Origin of the sequence: Paenibacillus sp. IHB B 3415 (assembly GCF_000802655.2) — a bacterium.
GTDB classification, from domain to species: Bacteria; Bacillota; Bacilli; order Paenibacillales; family Paenibacillaceae; genus Paenibacillus_AQ; species Paenibacillus_AQ phytohabitans.
On record NZ_JUEI01000027.1, the window covers coordinates 26,126 to 44,727 of the forward strand.

General features: G+C 53.0%; 10 protein-coding genes. All 10 read left to right on the forward strand.

Translation table 11 applies throughout. The annotated features are described in order from the left end of the window. The first annotated feature begins 56 nt into the window (after positions 1-56). Positions 57-1,349 carry a phosphoribosyltransferase family protein gene (locus QW71_RS14675; protein ID WP_039299611.1) on the forward strand — a complete coding sequence of 431 codons (1,293 nt, stop codon included), beginning with the start codon at positions 57-59 and terminating at the stop codon, positions 1,347-1,349. Then, on the forward strand, positions 1,346-2,500 hold the full coding sequence (locus QW71_RS14680; protein WP_039299393.1) for a cysteine protease StiP family protein: 1,155 nt from the start codon (positions 1,346-1,348) through the stop codon (positions 2,498-2,500). The genes QW71_RS14675 and QW71_RS14680 overlap by 4 nt, the downstream gene beginning before the upstream one ends. Then, a complete protein-coding gene (locus tag QW71_RS14685; RefSeq protein ID WP_039299396.1) occupies positions 2,497-3,330 on the forward strand; it encodes an HAD family hydrolase in 834 nt (277 codons plus the stop codon). The genes QW71_RS14680 and QW71_RS14685 overlap by 4 nt, the downstream gene beginning before the upstream one ends. Then, on the forward strand, positions 3,327-4,382 hold the full coding sequence (locus tag QW71_RS14690) for an ATP-grasp domain-containing protein (protein ID WP_039299399.1): 1,056 nt from the start codon (positions 3,327-3,329) through the stop codon (positions 4,380-4,382). Before QW71_RS14685 ends, QW71_RS14690 begins: the two co-directional genes overlap by 4 nt. Before the next feature lie 36 nt (positions 4,383-4,418). Next, positions 4,419-5,144, forward strand: a complete 726-nt coding sequence (locus QW71_RS14695) for a hypothetical protein (protein ID WP_039299401.1) — start codon at positions 4,419-4,421, stop codon at positions 5,142-5,144. Positions 5,145-5,157: 13 nt separating this feature from the next. Beyond that, on the forward strand, positions 5,158-6,252 hold the full coding sequence (locus tag QW71_RS14700) for a toxic anion resistance protein (protein WP_039299403.1): 1,095 nt from the start codon (positions 5,158-5,160) through the stop codon (positions 6,250-6,252). Between the two features lie 407 nt (positions 6,253-6,659). After that, positions 6,660-7,448: a formate/nitrite transporter family protein gene (locus QW71_RS14705; protein ID WP_039299406.1), complete on the forward strand. Its 789-nt coding sequence runs from the start codon at positions 6,660-6,662 to the stop codon at positions 7,446-7,448. A gap of 408 nt (positions 7,449-7,856) precedes the next feature. Next, the gene (locus QW71_RS38025) at positions 7,857-11,501 is read left to right on the forward strand and encodes a PA14 domain-containing protein (RefSeq protein WP_235441464.1); all 3,645 of its coding nucleotides are present in this window, start codon (positions 7,857-7,859) and stop codon (positions 11,499-11,501) included. Between the two features lie 23 nt (positions 11,502-11,524). Further along, positions 11,525-13,231, forward strand: a complete 1,707-nt coding sequence (locus tag QW71_RS14715) for an S-layer homology domain-containing protein (protein WP_039299412.1) — start codon at positions 11,525-11,527, stop codon at positions 13,229-13,231. Between the two features lie 25 nt (positions 13,232-13,256). After that, positions 13,257-18,596: a glycoside hydrolase domain-containing protein gene (locus tag QW71_RS14720; protein ID WP_039299418.1), complete on the forward strand. Its 5,340-nt coding sequence runs from the start codon at positions 13,257-13,259 to the stop codon at positions 18,594-18,596. Positions 18,597-18,602 lie beyond the last annotated feature (6 nt).

The window sequence follows — 18,602 nt, forward strand, 5'->3', positions numbered from 1 at the left end:
TTACGGTAACGGAAACCTCCAACCCCTTTCATATGCCCGTGGAATCCTTATTCTCCATGGCCGCGCGTATCAACAAGAAACGCTCTTTTCTATTCGTCAGCAAAGTGCTTGGCAAACATATTCCTGTAGGTCCCTATACACCTCTGCTGAGCGGAGCGGCACTTGCTCTCCTCCTGTACTTAGAGATGAGTGCGGATAGCGCTGAACGGGAGATCATGGACAAGCTGATGAGCCAGGCGGTTCATGGCCTGATTTATCCTGAATTCGCGGAAGAGGCCTATCATGATCTGCTTGCTGCACGTCTGGTTCTGCCTCAGCCTGCCTTATTTATCGGCTTTGCCGAGACCGCTACCGCCTTGGGCCACAGCATGTACAACATGTTTGCCGGCGGGGCCTCATATATTCATACGACCCGTGAGAATATTCCTGAACTGGAATCCGTAGTCACCTTCGAAGAGGAGCATTCCCATGCTGTAGATCATCTCTGTTATTCCTTGAATCCTAAGCTGTTATCGGGAACAGAGCCGATTGTGCTGGTAGATGATGAGATTACGACCGGCAATACGGCGATCAATACCATTCGTGATATCCAGTCCAAATTCCCGCGCCGGGAGTATGTAGTGGCTTCGCTTCTGGATTGGCGGAGCACCGCGAATATTCAGACTTACCGTGATCTGGAGCAGGAGCTGGGAATTAGGATTACCGCCTTATCTTTGCTTCAGGGCAGCATTGAGGTGACTGGAACCCCTCTGCTGAAGCCGCAAGCCGGAAGCGGAGAACCACCCGCAGCAGTTGCAGAGCTAGTGACCACGTATATACAGGACGGGTTAGAGCGGCTGCAGGTGTCCTCTGCGGATGCGCAAGGTATTGTGAATCTCTCCCCCTATTTGAAATACAGCGGCCGTTTTGGTCTGGATTCTGCAGATAACCGGCAGATTGACGAAGGCGTCAGCCGGGTGGCCGGGAAGCTCCGTGACTTACGGGAAGGCTCCCGGACCCTGGTGATGGGCGTAGGCGAGTTCATGTATCTGCCGATGCGGATTGCCGCGGAGATGGGTGAGGGCGTGTCCTATCAATCCTCTACCCGCAGTCCGATCCATCCGCAGCGCCGTGCGGATTACGGTGTGCACAGTGCAGCAGCGTATCCGTCCGCAGGCGACACAGAGATCACCAATTTCATCTATAATGTGGATCCCGGCCAGTATGACGATATCTTTGTGCTGCTTGAACGCGATGTGCCGCGGCAGCGGATTGAACCGATGACGGATATTTTGCAGAGGCTGGCAGGCAATAAGGTGCATCTTATTATACTGGCCTCTGAACCTGAAACTGGAGGCTCGCGGATATGAAGGGAATCGAAATGGAAGAGATAATGAACAGAAGAATATCCCCTCCGGTTCCGCTGGGCAGCTACCCTGCCTCCGATGTTACGTTTCTGCTCAAGGACCTCAGCGATGTATCCCTGGAGCGGGGAACAGCCGAACGGGAGGAAGCAATCCAGTCCGGCGTGCATTACTCAGAGATGCTCCCTGTAGAATACCAGCCGACGGAGCAGTATATCGAATTGTTCCATGAGACATTGCAGCATACCGCGAGGAAGGTGGCGCTTGCTGTAGCTGTTGTATCTGAGATGATTGTGGCTCAGCGGGGAACGGCGAATACGGTACTGGTCTCACTGGCCAGAGCAGGTACCCCGATAGGCGTGCTGATCAAACGGTATATTCTGGAGCGGTATACAGCGGATCTGCCGCATTACAGCATTTCGATTATCCGGGGCAAAGGTATCGATGAGAATGCTGTGCTATATATGCTGCAGCAGCATGGAAGTGATGCGGAGCTGCAGTTCATTGACGGCTGGACCGGCAAAGGGGCTATCCGCCAGGTGCTGATCGAGGCCTGCGAGAGCATGTACAGCAAATATGGGATTACCCTGAATGATGATCTGGCTGTGCTCGCCGATCCCGGATACTGTTCGGGAACCTTCGGCACCAGAGAAGATTATCTGATCCCAAGCGCCTGTCTGAACTCTACGGTATCCGGATTGATGAGCCGTACGGTGCTCCGCGACGACCTGATCGGACCGGAGGAGTTCCACGGGGCCAAGTTCTACAAGGAATGGCTGGATAGTGATCTGTCGGGTGTATTCGTGGAAGCTGTGACTCCTTATTTCCGTGAGGTGGCTGCGGAGGGGCTGAAGCTTGCTGAAGAGATGCAGGCGGATCCTCCGGAGATTACCTGGCAGGGGCTGGCTGATATCCGCAGTATTCAGGAGACCTTCGGCATTGATAATATCAATCTGGTGAAGCCGGGAGTTGGCGAGACCACCCGTGTGCTGCTGCGCAGAGTGCCCTGGAAAATCCTCGTTGATCGGCTGGACAATCCCAACCTGCGGCATATTCTGCTGCTGGCCGGAGACCGCGGTGTACCTGTAGAGGTATTCCCCGGACTGACGTATTCCTGCTGCGGGATTATTAAGCCGCTGAAAGGGGAGAGTGAATGATCTACGCCAGTGATCTGGACCGTACGCTGATCTACTCTCTGAATGCCATCGGAGTTCCCGGGGATGCCCCCGGTCTGGTGCCGGCCGAAGTGATTGACGGCAGAACGGTCTCGTATATTTCGCAGCAGGCTCTGGATATGCTGAAAGAGCTTGCGGCGAAGATTGTCTTCATGCCGGTGACTACGCGCACCATCGCACAGTACCGGCGGATCAACCTGTTCCAGGAGACCGTTATTCCGGATTATGCCGTTACCAGTAATGGAGGCAACATTCTCGTGAACGGGGTAGTGGACCAGGAATGGCGGGCGGCCGTCGGGCGGCTGGTGGAACGCGGGTCCGTGCCGGCTGAGGAAGCCGGCAGGATTGTCCGCTCTGTAGTGCGGGCAGAATGGATTACCAGCGAGCGGTATTGTGACGAGCTGTTCTACACCTTCGTAGTGCACCGTGATTCTCTGCCGCTGGATGAGATTACCCGCATGGCTGAGCGGCTGGATGGACTGGGCTGGAAGGTATCGCTGCAGGGGCGCAAGCTCTACATTGTGCCGGAGGCCGTGAACAAAAGTGACGCGATCCTTCATGTCCGCCGTACCGTCCGGTCGGAGCCGATGGTCGCTTCAGGCGATTCCTTGCTGGACAAGAGCCTGCTGGCGGCTGCGGACTATGCCATTGCCCCCTGTCACGGAGAAATATTTGCCGAGCAGCAGGCGGGTCTAGTAAACTTACAGTATCCTTTCACGAAGCAATCGGGTGTATTTGCCGGGGATGAGATTATGCAGTATGTTCAAACGATTTATAATAATTTGACAGCATTGGGAGTTGGGCCACAATGAAAAAGGTAAATATTTATTTCAATCGCTGGTTTTCCGTGGCTTTTCATTACATGAATCTCATCCGGAACAATGAAGACGGCATCCCGGTTCAAATATTCGCCACCCACCCGGATATCCGCCATATGTCGCTGCAGGGCGCTGATGTTGCGGGGGCCGAGCCTGAGCTTACGGGAATCGAATACGTGCAGTTCTGCGTTGATTTCTGCCGCCGCAATGAGATTGATATTTTCATTCCGCGGCTGCATATGCTGGATATCGCCCGGCATGTGTCCTTGTTCGATGCCATCGGGACGAAGGTGCTGGTCTGCCGCGATCAGGACCTGCTGGAAATGATTATGGATAAAGGCAAGTTCTATGAGAGTGTGAAGTCTAACGGAATCATGACGATTCCAGATTATCATGTCGTAAGTAATGCAGAGCAGTTCAAGGAAGCCTATGAAGAACTCGTATCCAAGGGACATAAGGTCTGCTTCAAGCCGACCGAAACAGAGGGCGGTCTCGGATTCCGGATTATAGATAATAACCGCAGCCCGCTGGAAGAGCTGTTTGGACATGTAACGCCGTTGATTTCCTTCGAGGATGCTTATCGTATTCTTTCCGGAGCGGAGAGTTTTCCTAATCTGATGGTTATGGAGCTGCTGGAGGGATATGAATACAGTATTGATTGTCTGGCAGATGCGCATGGCAATCTGCTTGCCGCTGTCCCGCGCCGTAAGGCGGGCGGACGGCTGCGGCTGATGGAGCATATTCCGGAGCTGGAAGAGGTTGCCCGCAGGGTGGCCGAGACCTACCGGATTCCTTATAATTTCAATGTCCAGATGAAATACAGCGGCGATGTACCCAAGCTGCTTGAGATTAATCCGCGGATGTCCGGGGGCCTGCATATCTCGTGTCTGTCCGGGATTAACTTCCCTTATCTGGCGGTCAAAAGTGCTCTGGGCGGCGAAGTTCAGCCTGTAGAATTCGCGCACAATGTCTTGGCAAGCCATGTTGAACAGCCGCTGATCATGAAAATAAACGGAGAATCCGTGGTTACGGATTCCGTGAATTGAGTGTGGAGCATTCACGCTCATAAGAGGTGAGAAGGAATGCAAGCTAAATTCAAAGTACTGGTATACGCCGGAGCCGGCTATGTTGTGGCTGTATTGACCAGCGGGTTCCTGCCCGAGCTGATCTCGCTGCTGCTTCCGGTTGCCGGGGCCGCCCTTGCGGTGCCGGGCTTCAGGCGCACAAGAGTGAATCTCCCGGTGGAGGTTATTCCCGCCGGGCAAGAGCCGGCAGCGGCCCCTGCAGCTTCAGCAGGGGCGCTTCAGTCCTCGGCTGGCAGCGCCGCAGCCGCAGGCCAACTCCCGGCGCCGGGACAGGCTCCTGCGGTCAAAGCGGGGGCTGAGACCAGAGTGGAGATTACCATCGGAGCAGAATTCGCTCCGGTTGTGGAGTATCTTAGCATTCTGGAGGATATGATTATATCTGAAGGGCAGAAGGATACGCTGGACAATGAGATCGTCGAGAAGTCACTGGCGCTGTTCGCCAGACTGCAGCGTGTGATTCCTCTGCTGCAGGAACTCGGCAACGGCGAGATCAACCACACCGTCCGCAGACTGGTGCTGAAGGATCTCAACGGTGTGATCAACCCGTTCCTGAGGCTGGGCGGCGAAGCCAAGACGAGAAACCGGAGAATGCTGCTGAACGGTCTGCGTGATGTTGATACCAAAATATCCGATATTGCGTCTACGATCGAACATAAAGACCTGATGGAACTTCAGACCAAGGCGGAACTGATTCATCAGCGTTACAGCAGTTCCGAACTATAGGAGGAGGAAAACCATGTCCACGCAGTTGATCGAGCTGAGAAAAGAAGATGAACAGAAGGTAGTGGAGGAAGCTTCCCAGTTAATTGAGAAGGTGTCCAAGACCGATACTGTAGCCCTGGATTCCCTGATGGATGATATCGGCAAGCTTGGCGTGAAAACGCAGGAAAAAGCGGGACAAACCCTTAAGCTGCTGGATCGTCCTGTCAATGACCTGATGAGCGGCAAGCGGGTGGAAGTGCCGAATATGATTATGAAGCTGCGTAATGAGTGCGAGACGCTGCAGCAGAGCAAGAATGTCAGCTTTTTCGGCAAAATGCTGCGCAAGAGTCCGCTCAAAAATTATGTCTATAAATATCAGTCCGTCCGCACCAATATTGATGCTATCATTACCGGTCTGCGCGACGGCCGCGATACGCTGGAAGAGAGCATCGTCAACATGCGCCAGCTGAAGCGCACCTCGATGGAGGAGATTTATAACCTGCAGACCAAAATTGCCTTCGGCAACAAGCTGAAGGAGCTGTTCGAGGTAGAAATCGCCAAGCCGGAGAATGAATTCCGCAAGGCGTATCTGGAACGGGGACTGCGCAAGGTAATGGTACGGATTCAGTCCATGACCGAAATGATTCTGCTCTACAATCAGGCGATTGCGGCAACGGATATCATCAATGACAACAATGATAAGCTGATTGATTCCGTAAACAACGCGATTGATAAGACTTCTAACCTGATCACCGTGTCGGCGATGATTGCCATGTCCCTGGCTGATCAGGAGAATGTCATTAACGCTGTGGAAGCCACCAACAAGACGATCGAGGATCAGTTCAAGGAGAACGCACGGTTGCTGCGTACAACTACCGAGAAGACAACGGAGCTGCTCTCCAAGCCGTCCATGTCACTCGAAGCTGTGAATCAGGCAATAGGCGATCTGCTCAGTGCCCTGGATACCTCGGAGCAGTCTAACCGGCGGATTATCGAGAGCTGCCAGGATTATACGTCCAAAATGACGACCATCAACACCCAGCTGAACAACCGGCTCGGGCTTAATGAGGGCTCGCAGCCGCAGGCATTGAAGCAGGCGGAGAATGGGCTGAGCAGCTTTTTGAACTGATGATTTGATCTGCGGCCTGTAAGCACATCGATGCGAAGGAATGCAATAAGCCTGCTGATAGGGATCAGCGGGCTTTTTTGTCATGATAATCAGCATTCATAATGCTCCGCACTCCCACATAAGTTGTCACTAAGGCGACCTGTGGAGAAAGAGGGGATAAGCGGATGATTCTGGGATGTTTGATAGTTGTGCTTATCGTCGTAGCCAGCAGTGAGAAAGCGGAAGCTATTGCCAGGCTGAATGACCCGAATGATGGAGGCCTGTAAAGCAGGTCCGGATGGTGTGCAGGCTCCATAAATATTGACGCTCTGTGGTTCAAGCAATTTCCAGCGGTTTATTGGGTATAATAACCCGGAGGCTAGCAGCCTCTACAATCACTGAAAATACGAAGCTAATACGGAGGTCAAATGGAGAACGAGGCACTGCTGCAGGTTGAGAAGCTGGCACTGAAGAAACAGAAGATCTTCCGGCAAAGCATATTGCGGTATATTGCCAGAGCCATGCTCGCCAGCATGTTTATCGGATTCGGCGTTATCGTAGCATTTAAGACCGGCAACTTCTTCTATATGGAACAATCGCCGATGACCTATCCGATGGCTGCGATTACGTTCGGCGCAGCCATCATCCTCATTTCCTACGGTGGGGGAGATTTATTTACCGGAGATACCTTCTATTACACCTACGCGGCCTTGAGACGCAAGATGGCATGGACTGAGGTAGTGCGGATGTGGGTAGTGAGCTACATCGGTAATATCCTTGGGGCTACGGCGTTCGCCCTGCTGATTTTTTTGACCGGATTATTCTATGATTCCTCTGTGAACGGGTTTCTGCTGAATGTGGTGGCTCACAAGATGGAAGCCCCGGCGCTGCAGCTGTTCTTCCGGGCTATTCTCTGTAACTGGCTCGTCTGTCTGGCCTTCTTCGTCCCGATGTCGATGAAAAGCGACGGAGCCAAAATGTTCGCCATGGTTCTATTCGTGTTCTGTTTCTTCATCTCCGGGTATGAGCACAGTATTGCCAACATGTGTACCTTCGCGATTGCGCTCGTCCTGGATCACCCCGGCACCATATCATGGGGAGGCGTTGTGCATAATCTCGTACCGGTCACGCTGGGGAATCTCATCGGCGGCGGGGTGCTGATGGGCGTGATGTATTACTATGTGAATAAGCCGTTCCTGGATGAGGAGTCTCATTAAAACGGCTGCCAAATAAACCGAACAGCGTTTCTCCGGTTATGGAGGAACGCTTTTCTGCTTTTTGTTGAGATAAATATACATAAAAGCTGTTTGTTCCTGCTGGAATTCATAGTAAATTTCATAGCTGTTTTAACCTCCCGATTACATTTCCTTTTAGAATGCCGGAATTACAACTGACCCTGCTTCGTCGGCTACTTATAAGGGACACAGATTATTTTGTAGTAGCGGGTAAGGGAGATGATTTGGAAGACAATGAATAATTATAGATCGTAATGAATTAATTACCAGATATATTTCTTAAAATTTTACATAAAATTCATCCCGGTTTTACCAAGCATGCATTGAACAGTTCGCCCGGTAAACGTATCATTTCCAAATGATCATAACTTTCATTTGGGGGGAAAAGAAGTGAAGAAGAGGTTTAAGCTGCTAAGCCGAATGCTTGCAGCTGCATTGCTGACGGCTTCATTGTTCACCGCTGGTTATTTGCCGTTACTTCCGGCCAGTGCAGAGCCTGCAGACACAGGTGCTAATCCTGCTGAGGGAATGGATAACTCAGGATCCGCGTCGGCTGCAGAGCCTGCCGCCAGCGGTGCTGACGGAGAAACATCTCCTGTTGCCGGTGAGGATGCTCCCATGTCAGCAGCTGCTGCAGAGGGACCATTGGTCGCCAAGGACAGTGCATGGGTGTATCTGGATGACGGTTCTGATCAGGCTACGGTCTGGCATGATGTTTATTTCGATGACAGCAGCTGGAAGCAGGGACAAGCCCCGCTTGGCTATGCCGGCAGCGGCAAAGGGCTGGATCTGAACACCTGGATCGGTTACGGCCCGGATTCAAGCCAAAAATATACAACTTCGTATTACCGCAAGGAATTTCAGATTGACGACCCGGCGGCTGTCCTTAAGCTCGCGGCTACGCTGGTCCGGGATGACGGCGCGGTTGTTTATCTGAACGGTCAGGAAGTCTACCGCACGAACCTGCCGCAGGGTACGATTCTCTATAATACTTATGCTTCTTCGGCCATCGGCGACGAACGGCTCGATAATAACTTCAATATCGATCCGGCTCTGTTACTGAAGGGCACAAATGTAATTGCCGCCGAGGTACATCAGGACAGGGGCGGCAGTTCCGATACGTTTTTCTCCCTCGAACTCAACGCTTCTGCAGGGGTATCCGCCTCGAAAGACCACGGATTACTTGGTCAATATTACACCGGCACCGAAACTTTTGATTTCGGTGATTATAAGTCCACACGAATTGATTCCCAGATTAACTTCAGCAATCTGGACCCCGTTCTCCAGACATGGACCGGACGTTCGGATGATGCAAATATCCGCTGGACAGGTCAGATTATGGCGCCGGAATCCGGCGATTATACCTTCTATATGACCGGGGACAACGGCTTCCGGGTATGGATTGATGACCAGCTTGTGATCGATCACTGGACTAACGACTGGGATGTCGAGCAGACCAGCATGTCCATTCCCCTGCAAGCCGGAGTGAAGCACAGCTTCAAGGTGGAGTATTTCGAAGACTTCGGCGGATCGAATCTCTACCTGCGCTGGTCGGGTCCTGGAAATGTGAAGCAGATTGTACCTGCTTCTGCCTTCTACCTTCCGGCTGATTACAATGGACCTGTCTACGGCAGCGTGGATTCCGGCGGTACCAGTGTAGCGCTGCAGCTCACGGGTGATCTGCAGCCGCTTTCGTCCGAGTTGGCCAGCCATCTGACAGTCAAGACGGACACAGCTGTGATTCCGCTCCTGAATGCGGTTCAAGGCAGTGCTCCTGATCAGCTTACACTGACACTTGGCTCCATCGTGAAACCTGGGCAAATTGTGAATATCTCCTATGACGGGCAGGCAGGACTGAAGTTTACAGACGGTACATCTGCGGGCAGTTTCGTTTATAGTCCTGATAATATGTCAGAGGCCGTGGATTACTCACCGATCGCGATTGCAATGTCCTTCCAGAATGAAGCGAAGACCAACCGGTCCTTCGCCTGGTATACAAGCTATGAAAGACCCGACAGCGCACCAGCGGGGATTATGGACAGCATTGTAGAGATCGTGCCGGCAGATCAGGACTTTGACTCCCCAGCGAAGCAGCGCTTTGTTGGCGAACCTGCTGACACCCGGGCGCTTAATCTGAAAATTACAAGCTCGACAACAGGCGCTTTTATCAGCCATAAAGCGATTGCAACCGGGCTTGTTCCCGGAACTGCTTATAAATACCGTGTGGGCAGTGACGGAAACTGGAGTGCTGCAGGCAGCTTCACGACTGAGGGGGAGAACGAAAAGGCATACAATTTCCTCTATATGACTGACTCCCAAGGTGCAAATACCAACGACTATGAGGTATGGGCCAAAACACTGAAGAACGGGCTGGATGATTATCCGGATGCCAAGTTCCTGGTAATGACCGGGGATCAGGTCGATGCCGGATCGCTGGAGTCACAGTGGCTGGACTATTTCGGCAAGCCGCAGAACATGCTGATGAAGCTTCCGCTTATGGCGGCTGTCGGCAATCATGAAGGGCCGTATAACGATAACTATTATTATCATTTCAACTATCCGAATGATTCAATCGATGATCCGCTTCCTCCAGGCAGTGTCTATTCCTACGACTACGGCGATGCCCATATCATGGTACTGAACACGATGGACATGGGCTGGGACGAGCGGCAGCGTAATTCCTTCGAACAGCAAGTTGATTGGCTGAAGCGTGAGGTAGCTGTAACGGACAAGAAATGGAAAGTGGTTGCTTTCCATAAGGCGATCTATTCGCTGGGTAACCATGCACTGGACAGTGATATTCTTGCGCTTAGAGAGAAAATGGTTCCGGTGTTTGATGAGCTGGGTATCGATGTGGTACTGCAGGGTCATGACCATACCTTCATGCGCTCGTACCAGATGTATGAGGACAAAGCGGTGACGGATATACAAAAAAACGGCGACGGCAATCCGCTGAACCCTGACGGTACGCTGTACATGATCAATAATTCCGCCGGTACGAAATATTACGATATCCAAAAAGGTGTAAATCCATATTATGCCAATGTATATCAGCAGCCTAAAGTACCGATCTACTCCGGCATCACGATGACGGAAGACAGCTTCACTATCAATTCGTACAAATCGGGCGATGCAGCTCCATTCGATACGTACACAATTGTCCGCGATGACAGCAAGCCCGAACCGGTGAAGGAGCTGGCAGCCGGCAGGACAGAGGACAAGGCGGCCGTACTTACCTGGGTAAGACCAGCCGACAAGAGTGACGCTGATGCCGTCAGAGGCTTCCGGATTTATGAGAAGAACGGTAAACTCGGGACGAACTGGAGTGTTTATGTACCCGTGGAAGAAGCGCGCAGCCAGTATGAATATAAAGTGACGGGAACTAATCCGGCAGTGGACTATGAGTTTGTAGTCAAAGCCGTAGACAAGCGGGACAATTCCTCGGAAGCTACCGTGTTATCCGGCGGTGAGCATCCGGCGGCTCCGACCGCTCCGGTCATTGACGATGCCCGCAACACCTTCGGCTGGACACTCGTACCTGGCTACCCTGAAGCAGGTGACTATGAATATAGCTTGGATGGAGGCGAAACCTGGCAGCCGGTCACGGTGAACCCGCAGCCTATCCATGACGGCAGTTACGCAGCAGGCATGGTGCAGGTGCGCATCAAAGGTGATATGGCAGCCGGTACGCCAGCAGGAACAGCGCTGCTCTCGGACAAGCCGTTCACGCCAAATGATCATACCGATACGTACGAGATAAAAGGTGTGCTTAAGCGCGATAACCAGCTTCAGGTGGAGGTCTCACTGGATCGTCTCGCGGAATATACCGGCAGCGCTTATGTTGTCTTCGAACTGATGGACGGCGATACTCCACTGCTGATTAACGCTATCCCGCTTACGAGCAGCCATCTGACGATGTCCCAGTACTACAATGTGAAAGGTGAAAACTACCGGATCAAGGTATTCGTATTTGACCAGTTCAACAACAACCTGGAAGTGCCTGGGCAGCTTGCGAAGCCGGTAGAACTTCAGTGATCAGGAAAGAGAGGAATCCGAAGGTGAAAAAAGTGGTAGCGGCCATTATGGTCTTATTGTTCCTGTATTCTCCTGCTGCAGTCTTCGCTGCAGACTCCTTCACGCTCCATTTGAGCGGAAAGGCGGCTGAGCGCGGTGGCAGCATCACACTGTCTGGAATGACACCGGGGCCAGCTGACCAGGTTGTAGTCAAAATCATCAGCCCGGCCGGCACAGTATTCTATATTGATGTCTTGAAAGCTGTAGACGGAGTGTATACACAGCGGGTATCAATTCCGGAAAGCCAGCTATTGGCTCCATCCGGAAGCTATAACGTGGTTGCCGGTTCCGGCGGAGCTGCATTGACGCAAGAATTCACCATTCAGGGGGAGGATAATCCGGGTCCCGGAACACCGACCGCAGCTCCAACAGCAACCCCAAGCGCGGTGCCGACTGCAACACCGACACCGACACCGACACCGGCGCCGGATTCTGGAACTCCGAGTAATCCGGGTACGTCACAGCCCGTTAGAACAGGCAGCCCTACTTCATCAGCGGCCAGCCCAATACCAGCCGGAGCCGGAGAAGCCTCTAATGCCCGGATCAAGCCAGAGCTGATTAACGGAAGTTATCTGATTGGTGCAGATACGCTGGCGCAGGCTATGCAGCAAGCTGCTGGCCAGATCACAATTGAGCTTATGGCCACGGCAGGAGAAGCTGGAGTGGCACTGGAGCTCCCGCAACAATCGCTTAATCTGCTTAATGCAGGGAATACAGGCCTTGTACTGACAGATGGAGTAAGGACGATTTCTTTTCCCGCAGGTGCAATGAAGACCTCTGGTGATAATCAGACCCGGTTGCGGATTGTCCTGAATGCCAGCTGGAACAAGGAAGCCCAGTCACTGGTTGGCGGGTCTGTCCGCAGTGATGCCGCTTATGCTTCGACTGGTGTATTACTGTCGCTGGTCATTCAGATGGTAAACGGCAGCAATGTTACTGAGATCCATCAGCTGGATCAGCCGGCAGAGGTTAGCCTCAAGCTGACGCCAGCGCAGATTACCTCGATGAAGACGGAACTAGCGGGCATTTATTACGTGGACGGCAACAGTGCTGAATATGTACCTGGCACGTTGACGGCTGGAACGGTAGCCTTCAAGGCGACCCATTTCTCTGCATATGCACTGCTTGTCTATGACAAGAATTTCGCGGATATGACCGGACACTGGGCTGAAGCAGCCGTGAAATCTCTTGCCGCCAAACATCTGGTAAACGGTGTGGACGCTGCACATTATGAACCGGCCCGCGGCATTACCCGCGCTGAGTTCGCCGCCCTGCTGATGCGGGCTACAGAGCGTACGGGAAACGTACCGGCTGAAGTTGCTGCAGCACCGTTCGCTGATGTGCCTTCAAATGCTTATTACGCTAAGCAGGCGGCGGAGGCCGCAGCGACGGGTATAATGAACGGCTACGACGGGTCCTTCCGGCCCAATGACCGGATCACCCGCGAGGAAGCGGCGGTAGCGCTGGTCAATGCTTCGAAGCTTTTCCGGCTTGGTGCGGGCAGCCGGGAAGGTATGGCTTATACGGATGCACAAGAGATTTCCTCCTGGGCAGCGGCTAGTGTGGCCGAGGCGGGAGTGGCCGGGCTGATGCAGGGAGACGGCACCAAATTCCAGCCGAAGAAGCAGGTCACCCGCGCTGAGGTGGCAGTAATGGTAGGCCGTCTGGTTGAGATCGGCTCTTCACTATAAGATGAAAGCGAGGGATTGAAATCTCATGCGTAAACAACTGTTCTCCATTCTGATGTCGGTTCTGATGCTGCTTGGCTTGCTGGATTCAGTGACTGCCTTTACGGTTACGGTATCCGCCGCGGAAGCTGGTATAGAAGTAGTTCCGGCGAAGAATGTTGCACTGAATGCACAAGTTACAGCATCAGGTCAATGCAATGTGAATGAACGGCCGCAATTTGCTGTAGACGGCAAGAACGACACGAAGTGGTGCGATAATACAACAGCCAAGATCAAATGGATGAAGCTCGACCTTGGTAAGGAATATACGATAAACCAATGGACGGTTTACAACGCAGGGATCAATGAGAGCTCGAACAGCCCGTTCTGGAACACACAGAATTTCCGGCTGCAGAAGAGTGATGATGGCCAGAGCTGGAGCGATGTGGATGTTGTGCAGGGTAACGTGCAGACGGTCGTTGACCGGTATTTGCCTGAACCAGTGACAGCCCGCTATCTCCGGTTCTATGTAAGCAAAGCTGCAGCGAGCGGCGATACTGTCCGGCTGTATGAGCTGCAGGTATATGGAGTGGATGCCGGGAAGTATCCGGCATATCCTGCAGTAAATCTGGAGCCAGTGGATTATGTCGATCCGCTTATCAACACCCTGGGTGATAACGGTCAGACGAATCCGGGACCGTCGACGCCGTTCGGACTCGTCTCCCTGGGACCTGACAGCGACGGCGGGGCGTTCAGCGGCTATTATTATCAGGACAAATACCTGAAGGGCTTCTCCCAGGTGCGGTTCAGCGGTGTAGGCTGCAGCGGGGCAGGCGGTAACATTCTGATGATGCCTGAGACCCGCTCCTTCACCAAGAACGTGAATGAATACAAGCAGCTATACGATAAGAGCAGCGAGCAGGCTTCCGCAGGATACTACGGGGTTATGCTGGCCTCGGGAATCGGCGTGGAGCTCACGGCATCGGATAATGTCGGCTTCCAGCGCTATACATTCCCGGCGTCCGCGAAGACGGGTTCTGTACTCGTGGATCTCTCCAATTCCTATGCCGGAATGCTTGATGCCAACCTGAAGGTGGAAGGCAGCAATGAAATTACGGGCATGATCCAATCCAAGAACGTATGCGGCAACGGGTATTATAAGCTTTATTATTCCATCCAGTTTGACCATGATTTCGATTCCTACACCTCCTGGCAGGGCGATACAACCGGAACGGAAGCAGTCCGTAACGGGGCGAACAGCGGAGTCTGGGTCAACTTCGACACGAATGACGGCAAAGTGATCCAGGCTAAGGTCGGTCTGTCGGCGGTAAGTGTGGAACAGGCCAGAGCCGAGGTGAAGCAGGATATTGCAGACTGGGATTTCGACGCCCAGCATGCCAAGATCCGCAGCACCTGGAGCGATGTTCTGGGCAAAGTGGAAATCAAGGATGAAGATGAAGAGAATAAGAAAGTATTTTATACGCAAATGTACCATACGTACCTGCATCCGAAGAACGTAACCAGCTCAGCCGGAACGTTCAAGGCGGGCAGGGATGAGAATACGGTGCGCCAAGCGTCCGGGCTTGGTGAGGATTTTGAATACTATAACGGCTGGACGACCTGGGATGATTTCCGCAAATACTCCCTGTTCTCTGTGCTGGAGCCGCAGAAGTATAACAACATGGTGAAGTCGCTGGTTGACCTTTACAAGACCAGAGGGACCTACACGCAATGGGGGGACGGTTATTGGCCAAGCCCGACGGTGCGCAATGAATTCAACGGTGCCGTCATTCTCGATGCCTATGCGAAAGGCTTCACGGACTATGACGTGTACACGGCGCTAAAAGGAATGGCAGTCGATGCTGACAACTTCTCGATCTCGGACAGCGAAATTTCCGGCAAGCTGGAGAAGGCGAAGAGTGCCTATTTCCCGATGAAGCTTGCTGCACTGCTGGGCGATAAGAGCACATATGAGAAATATAAGAAACTCGCACTCTCCTATCAGAAGCTGTGGAATGCGAATCAGGTCGATGAGAACGGCGTCAAGACCGGGTTCTTTACCCCGAACGGTACGACAGTGGCTAAAGGGGATGTAACCGCAGTGGACAAGTATGCCTATCAGGGCAATCTTTGGACATACCGCTGGTCCGCTACACAGGATATCAATGGTCTGGCCAAGCTGATGGGCGGCAAGACAGAAATGGCGAAGCAGCTGCAGGATTTCTTTGCCCGGAATGAGTACATGGCTATCAACGAGCCGGACATCGATGTACCCTATCTGTTCAACTATCTGGGTTATCCTTATCTGACCCAATATTATGCCAGAGAATATACTACCGAGGTGGTTACTCAGAAATACCACAACCACGGGCCGTATGCTTTCCCGATTCAATCGCGGGTCTACCGCGCTGATCCTGAAGGTTATCTGCCTTCTATGGACGACGATGCAGGGGGGATGTCCTCCTGGTATGTGTACAGCGCAATGGGCCTCTTCCCCGGAAATCCGGGGGACGCCAATTTCCTGATCGGCTCACCCGTTTTCTCGGAGCTGACCCTGCATCTGGATAATGGCAAGACCTTTACTATTAAAGCGGACAATGTCTCCTCCGCCAACCGGTTCATTCAATCCGCCGCCCTGAACGGTCAATCGTTTGATCAGGCCTGGATCGGCTATGATGATCTGATGAACGGAGGCACGCTGGAATTTGATATGGGAGACACGCCCAATTATGCTTGGGGGGCTTCGGCCAAATCGGTACCTCCTACAGCAGATTATGACGCTGACATTGAGAACACACTCTCCCGGACTTCATTGATCAGCGAAGGTTCAGAGTGGAAATATTATGATAAGGGCACAGCCCCGGCGGATGGCTGGACAGGGGCAGGCTTCAATGACAGCAGCTGGTCCTCCGGGCAGGCACCGCTCGGCTATGACAACAAGGGATATGCCAAAACTGTGATAGGCTACGGCCCGGATGCAAGCAAGAAATATACGACTGCCTATTTCCGCACAACGTTCGAAGCGTCCGAGCTGAAGGATATTCTGGAGCTGAACGCCAGTCTGATCCGTGACGATGGTGCCGTGCTCTACCTGAACGGTCATGAGATTATCCGGACGAACATGCCGGACGGGGCTGTGGCTTATGATACCAATGCCAATGCTACAGTCGGCGACGAACGTGACTGGAACCGTTATGAGATCAATCCGGATTATCTGCAGGAAGGCATTAATGTGCTCGCCGCAGAAGTGCATCAGGTAAACTTCAGCAGCTCGGATATTGCATTTGATCTCAGTCTGGAGACGGTCAAGCAAATGATGAAGCCGGACGCACCGACAGCTCCCCTGGTGGATGATTCAGCCAACACCTTTGGCTGGACAAGGGTACCGGGCTTCGAAAGCCCGGCGGATTATGAATACAGCACCGACGGCGGCGTGAGCTGGAAGACGGCCACGGCGAATCCGCAGATGGTCGGACCGCAAGCTTTTGTGGCGGGTGCTGTACAAGTACGCATCCAAGCAAATGAAGAACGGAATGTCATGACAGGCGAAGCCTTGGTTTCTAATGCCCCGTACACCTCGGACATCCTATGGGATGTGTACGATCTGAAGGCAGACGTGAAGCGCACAGGCAATATGACCGTAGAGGTATCAGGAACTCTCAAAGGAGATTATGTAGACTCGGCGGTTGCTATAATTCAGCTGATGGACGGCGGAGAGCAGGCGCTGCTGTCCAGTGCCGTACCGGTCCAGTCCGGCGGCTTCGAGCTGACGCAGAACTTCAGTGTGAACGCCGGCAAGTATCAGGTGAATGTCTACCTGGTGGACAGCTATAACGGCAACATCTACGACTCATTATGGCTGGCTGATCCTATTGAATCGCAGCCGGAGCCAGCACCGCAGAACCCTGGTGAACCAAGTGAACCTGGCGAACCTGGAGGAGAGCAGCCGGGCGGGGAAGATCCGTTGCCTGAACCGCTGCCGGTACCGGTGAAGACTCCGGTTGTACCTGACCCGGCGGAGGAACCGCAGCCACCGGTAGTGGATATGGGGACGATAGAATTTGAGAACCGCTCGGCCTGGTCGGATGCGGTCAATACGTTCAACAACAATAAGCTGAAAACTGAAGACGGCAATAACGGTACGGTGGTCGCCAATACCTTTACCGGCGCGTGGCTATCCTTTGCGGATATCGATTTCGGAACCAAAGGGACAAACCGGATTACGGTCGAGTATAATGCAAACTCTGACCGTACACCGTCGGATGCGGTGCTTGAGCTGCGGCTTGGGGCTGTAGACGGCGAGCTTCTCGGCAATGTGGAGCTTAAGAATACCGGTGCAGGGTGGACGCAATACAAGGCGGCGGCAGCAATACTCAATCGTACATTGACCGGTAAGCAGAGCCTGTTCTTCGTGCTGAAGGGCAGTACAGACGGCAATCGTCCGTATATCGCCAATCTGGACAAGTTCATCTGGGACTACCAGGCGATCCGGACAGACTACACTAAGCTGGAGCTGGAGAGCTATGATGCCTGGTCCACGGATAATAATCCGGCCAACGGCGGTCCGCTGAAGACCGAGAACGGTACCAGCGGCAAGCAGGTTGCCAATACCTTTAGCGGGGCCTGGCTGGCGTACAAGGGAATGAACTTCGGCAGCACGGGCGTGAATCAGTGGTCGCTGGAGTATACAGGCAATTCAACGAATACGGCTGCAGATTCATCTGTTGAAGTCCGTCTGGGCGGAGTGGACGGTGAGCTTGCAGGCACTCTGTCAGCACCGCCGACTGCAAATGCCTGGGGGACGTACAAGACTGTGTCCGGCGCGCTGAGCAAGAATCTTTCCGGCATGCAGGACATCTACCTGGTGTTTAGGGGCACAACGGATTCAACCTTCAAGTATATCGGTAATTTTGACAATGCGTCCTTCTCTCTGGCCGCAGCTGAACCGGATGTTCTTGTGGAATTTGAGAACAAGACTGTTTGGTCTGATGCGAAAAACACCTTCAACAGCAATCCGCTCAAAACTGAGGGCAACAACGGCGGAACTGTAGTGGCCAATACATTTACCGGAGCCTGGTTCTCCTTTGAGAATGTTGATTTCGGCGTACAGGGCAAGAACTACGTATCCATCCAGTACGATGCGCCGACCAATCGTGCCCCGGCTGACATCACAGCTGAGATCCGGCTGGGCGGCAAAGACGGTACCGTGATCGGTACGGTCAGTCTGCCCAATACAGGCGGAGCCTGGGGGAACTACAAGACTGCAGGCGCTCTGCTCAGTCAGACACTGACCGGCAAGCAGCATCTGTATGTCTCACTGAAGGGCTCGACTACTTCGAGTCTGAACTATGTGGGCAACCTCGATAAACTAATCTTCACGAAGAAATGATGGAGT

What these genes read in the sequence shown, in the direction of transcription:
- QW71_RS14675 (WP_039299611.1), top strand. Translation starts at nt 57, where the DNA reads ATGGCCGCGCGTATCAACAAGAAACGCTCTTTTCTATTCGTCAGCAAA.
- QW71_RS14680 (WP_039299393.1), top strand. Translation starts at nt 1,346, where the DNA reads ATGAAGGGAATCGAAATGGAAGAGATAATGAACAGAAGAATATCCCCT.
- QW71_RS14685 (WP_039299396.1), top strand. Translation starts at nt 2,497, where the DNA reads ATGATCTACGCCAGTGATCTGGACCGTACGCTGATCTACTCTCTGAAT.
- QW71_RS14690 (WP_039299399.1), top strand. Translation starts at nt 3,327, where the DNA reads ATGAAAAAGGTAAATATTTATTTCAATCGCTGGTTTTCCGTGGCTTTT.
- QW71_RS14695 (WP_039299401.1), top strand. Translation starts at nt 4,419, where the DNA reads ATGCAAGCTAAATTCAAAGTACTGGTATACGCCGGAGCCGGCTATGTT.
- QW71_RS14700 (WP_039299403.1), top strand. Translation starts at nt 5,158, where the DNA reads ATGTCCACGCAGTTGATCGAGCTGAGAAAAGAAGATGAACAGAAGGTA.
- QW71_RS14705 (WP_039299406.1), top strand. Translation starts at nt 6,660, where the DNA reads ATGGAGAACGAGGCACTGCTGCAGGTTGAGAAGCTGGCACTGAAGAAA.
- QW71_RS14720 (WP_039299418.1), top strand. Translation starts at nt 13,257, where the DNA reads ATGCGTAAACAACTGTTCTCCATTCTGATGTCGGTTCTGATGCTGCTT.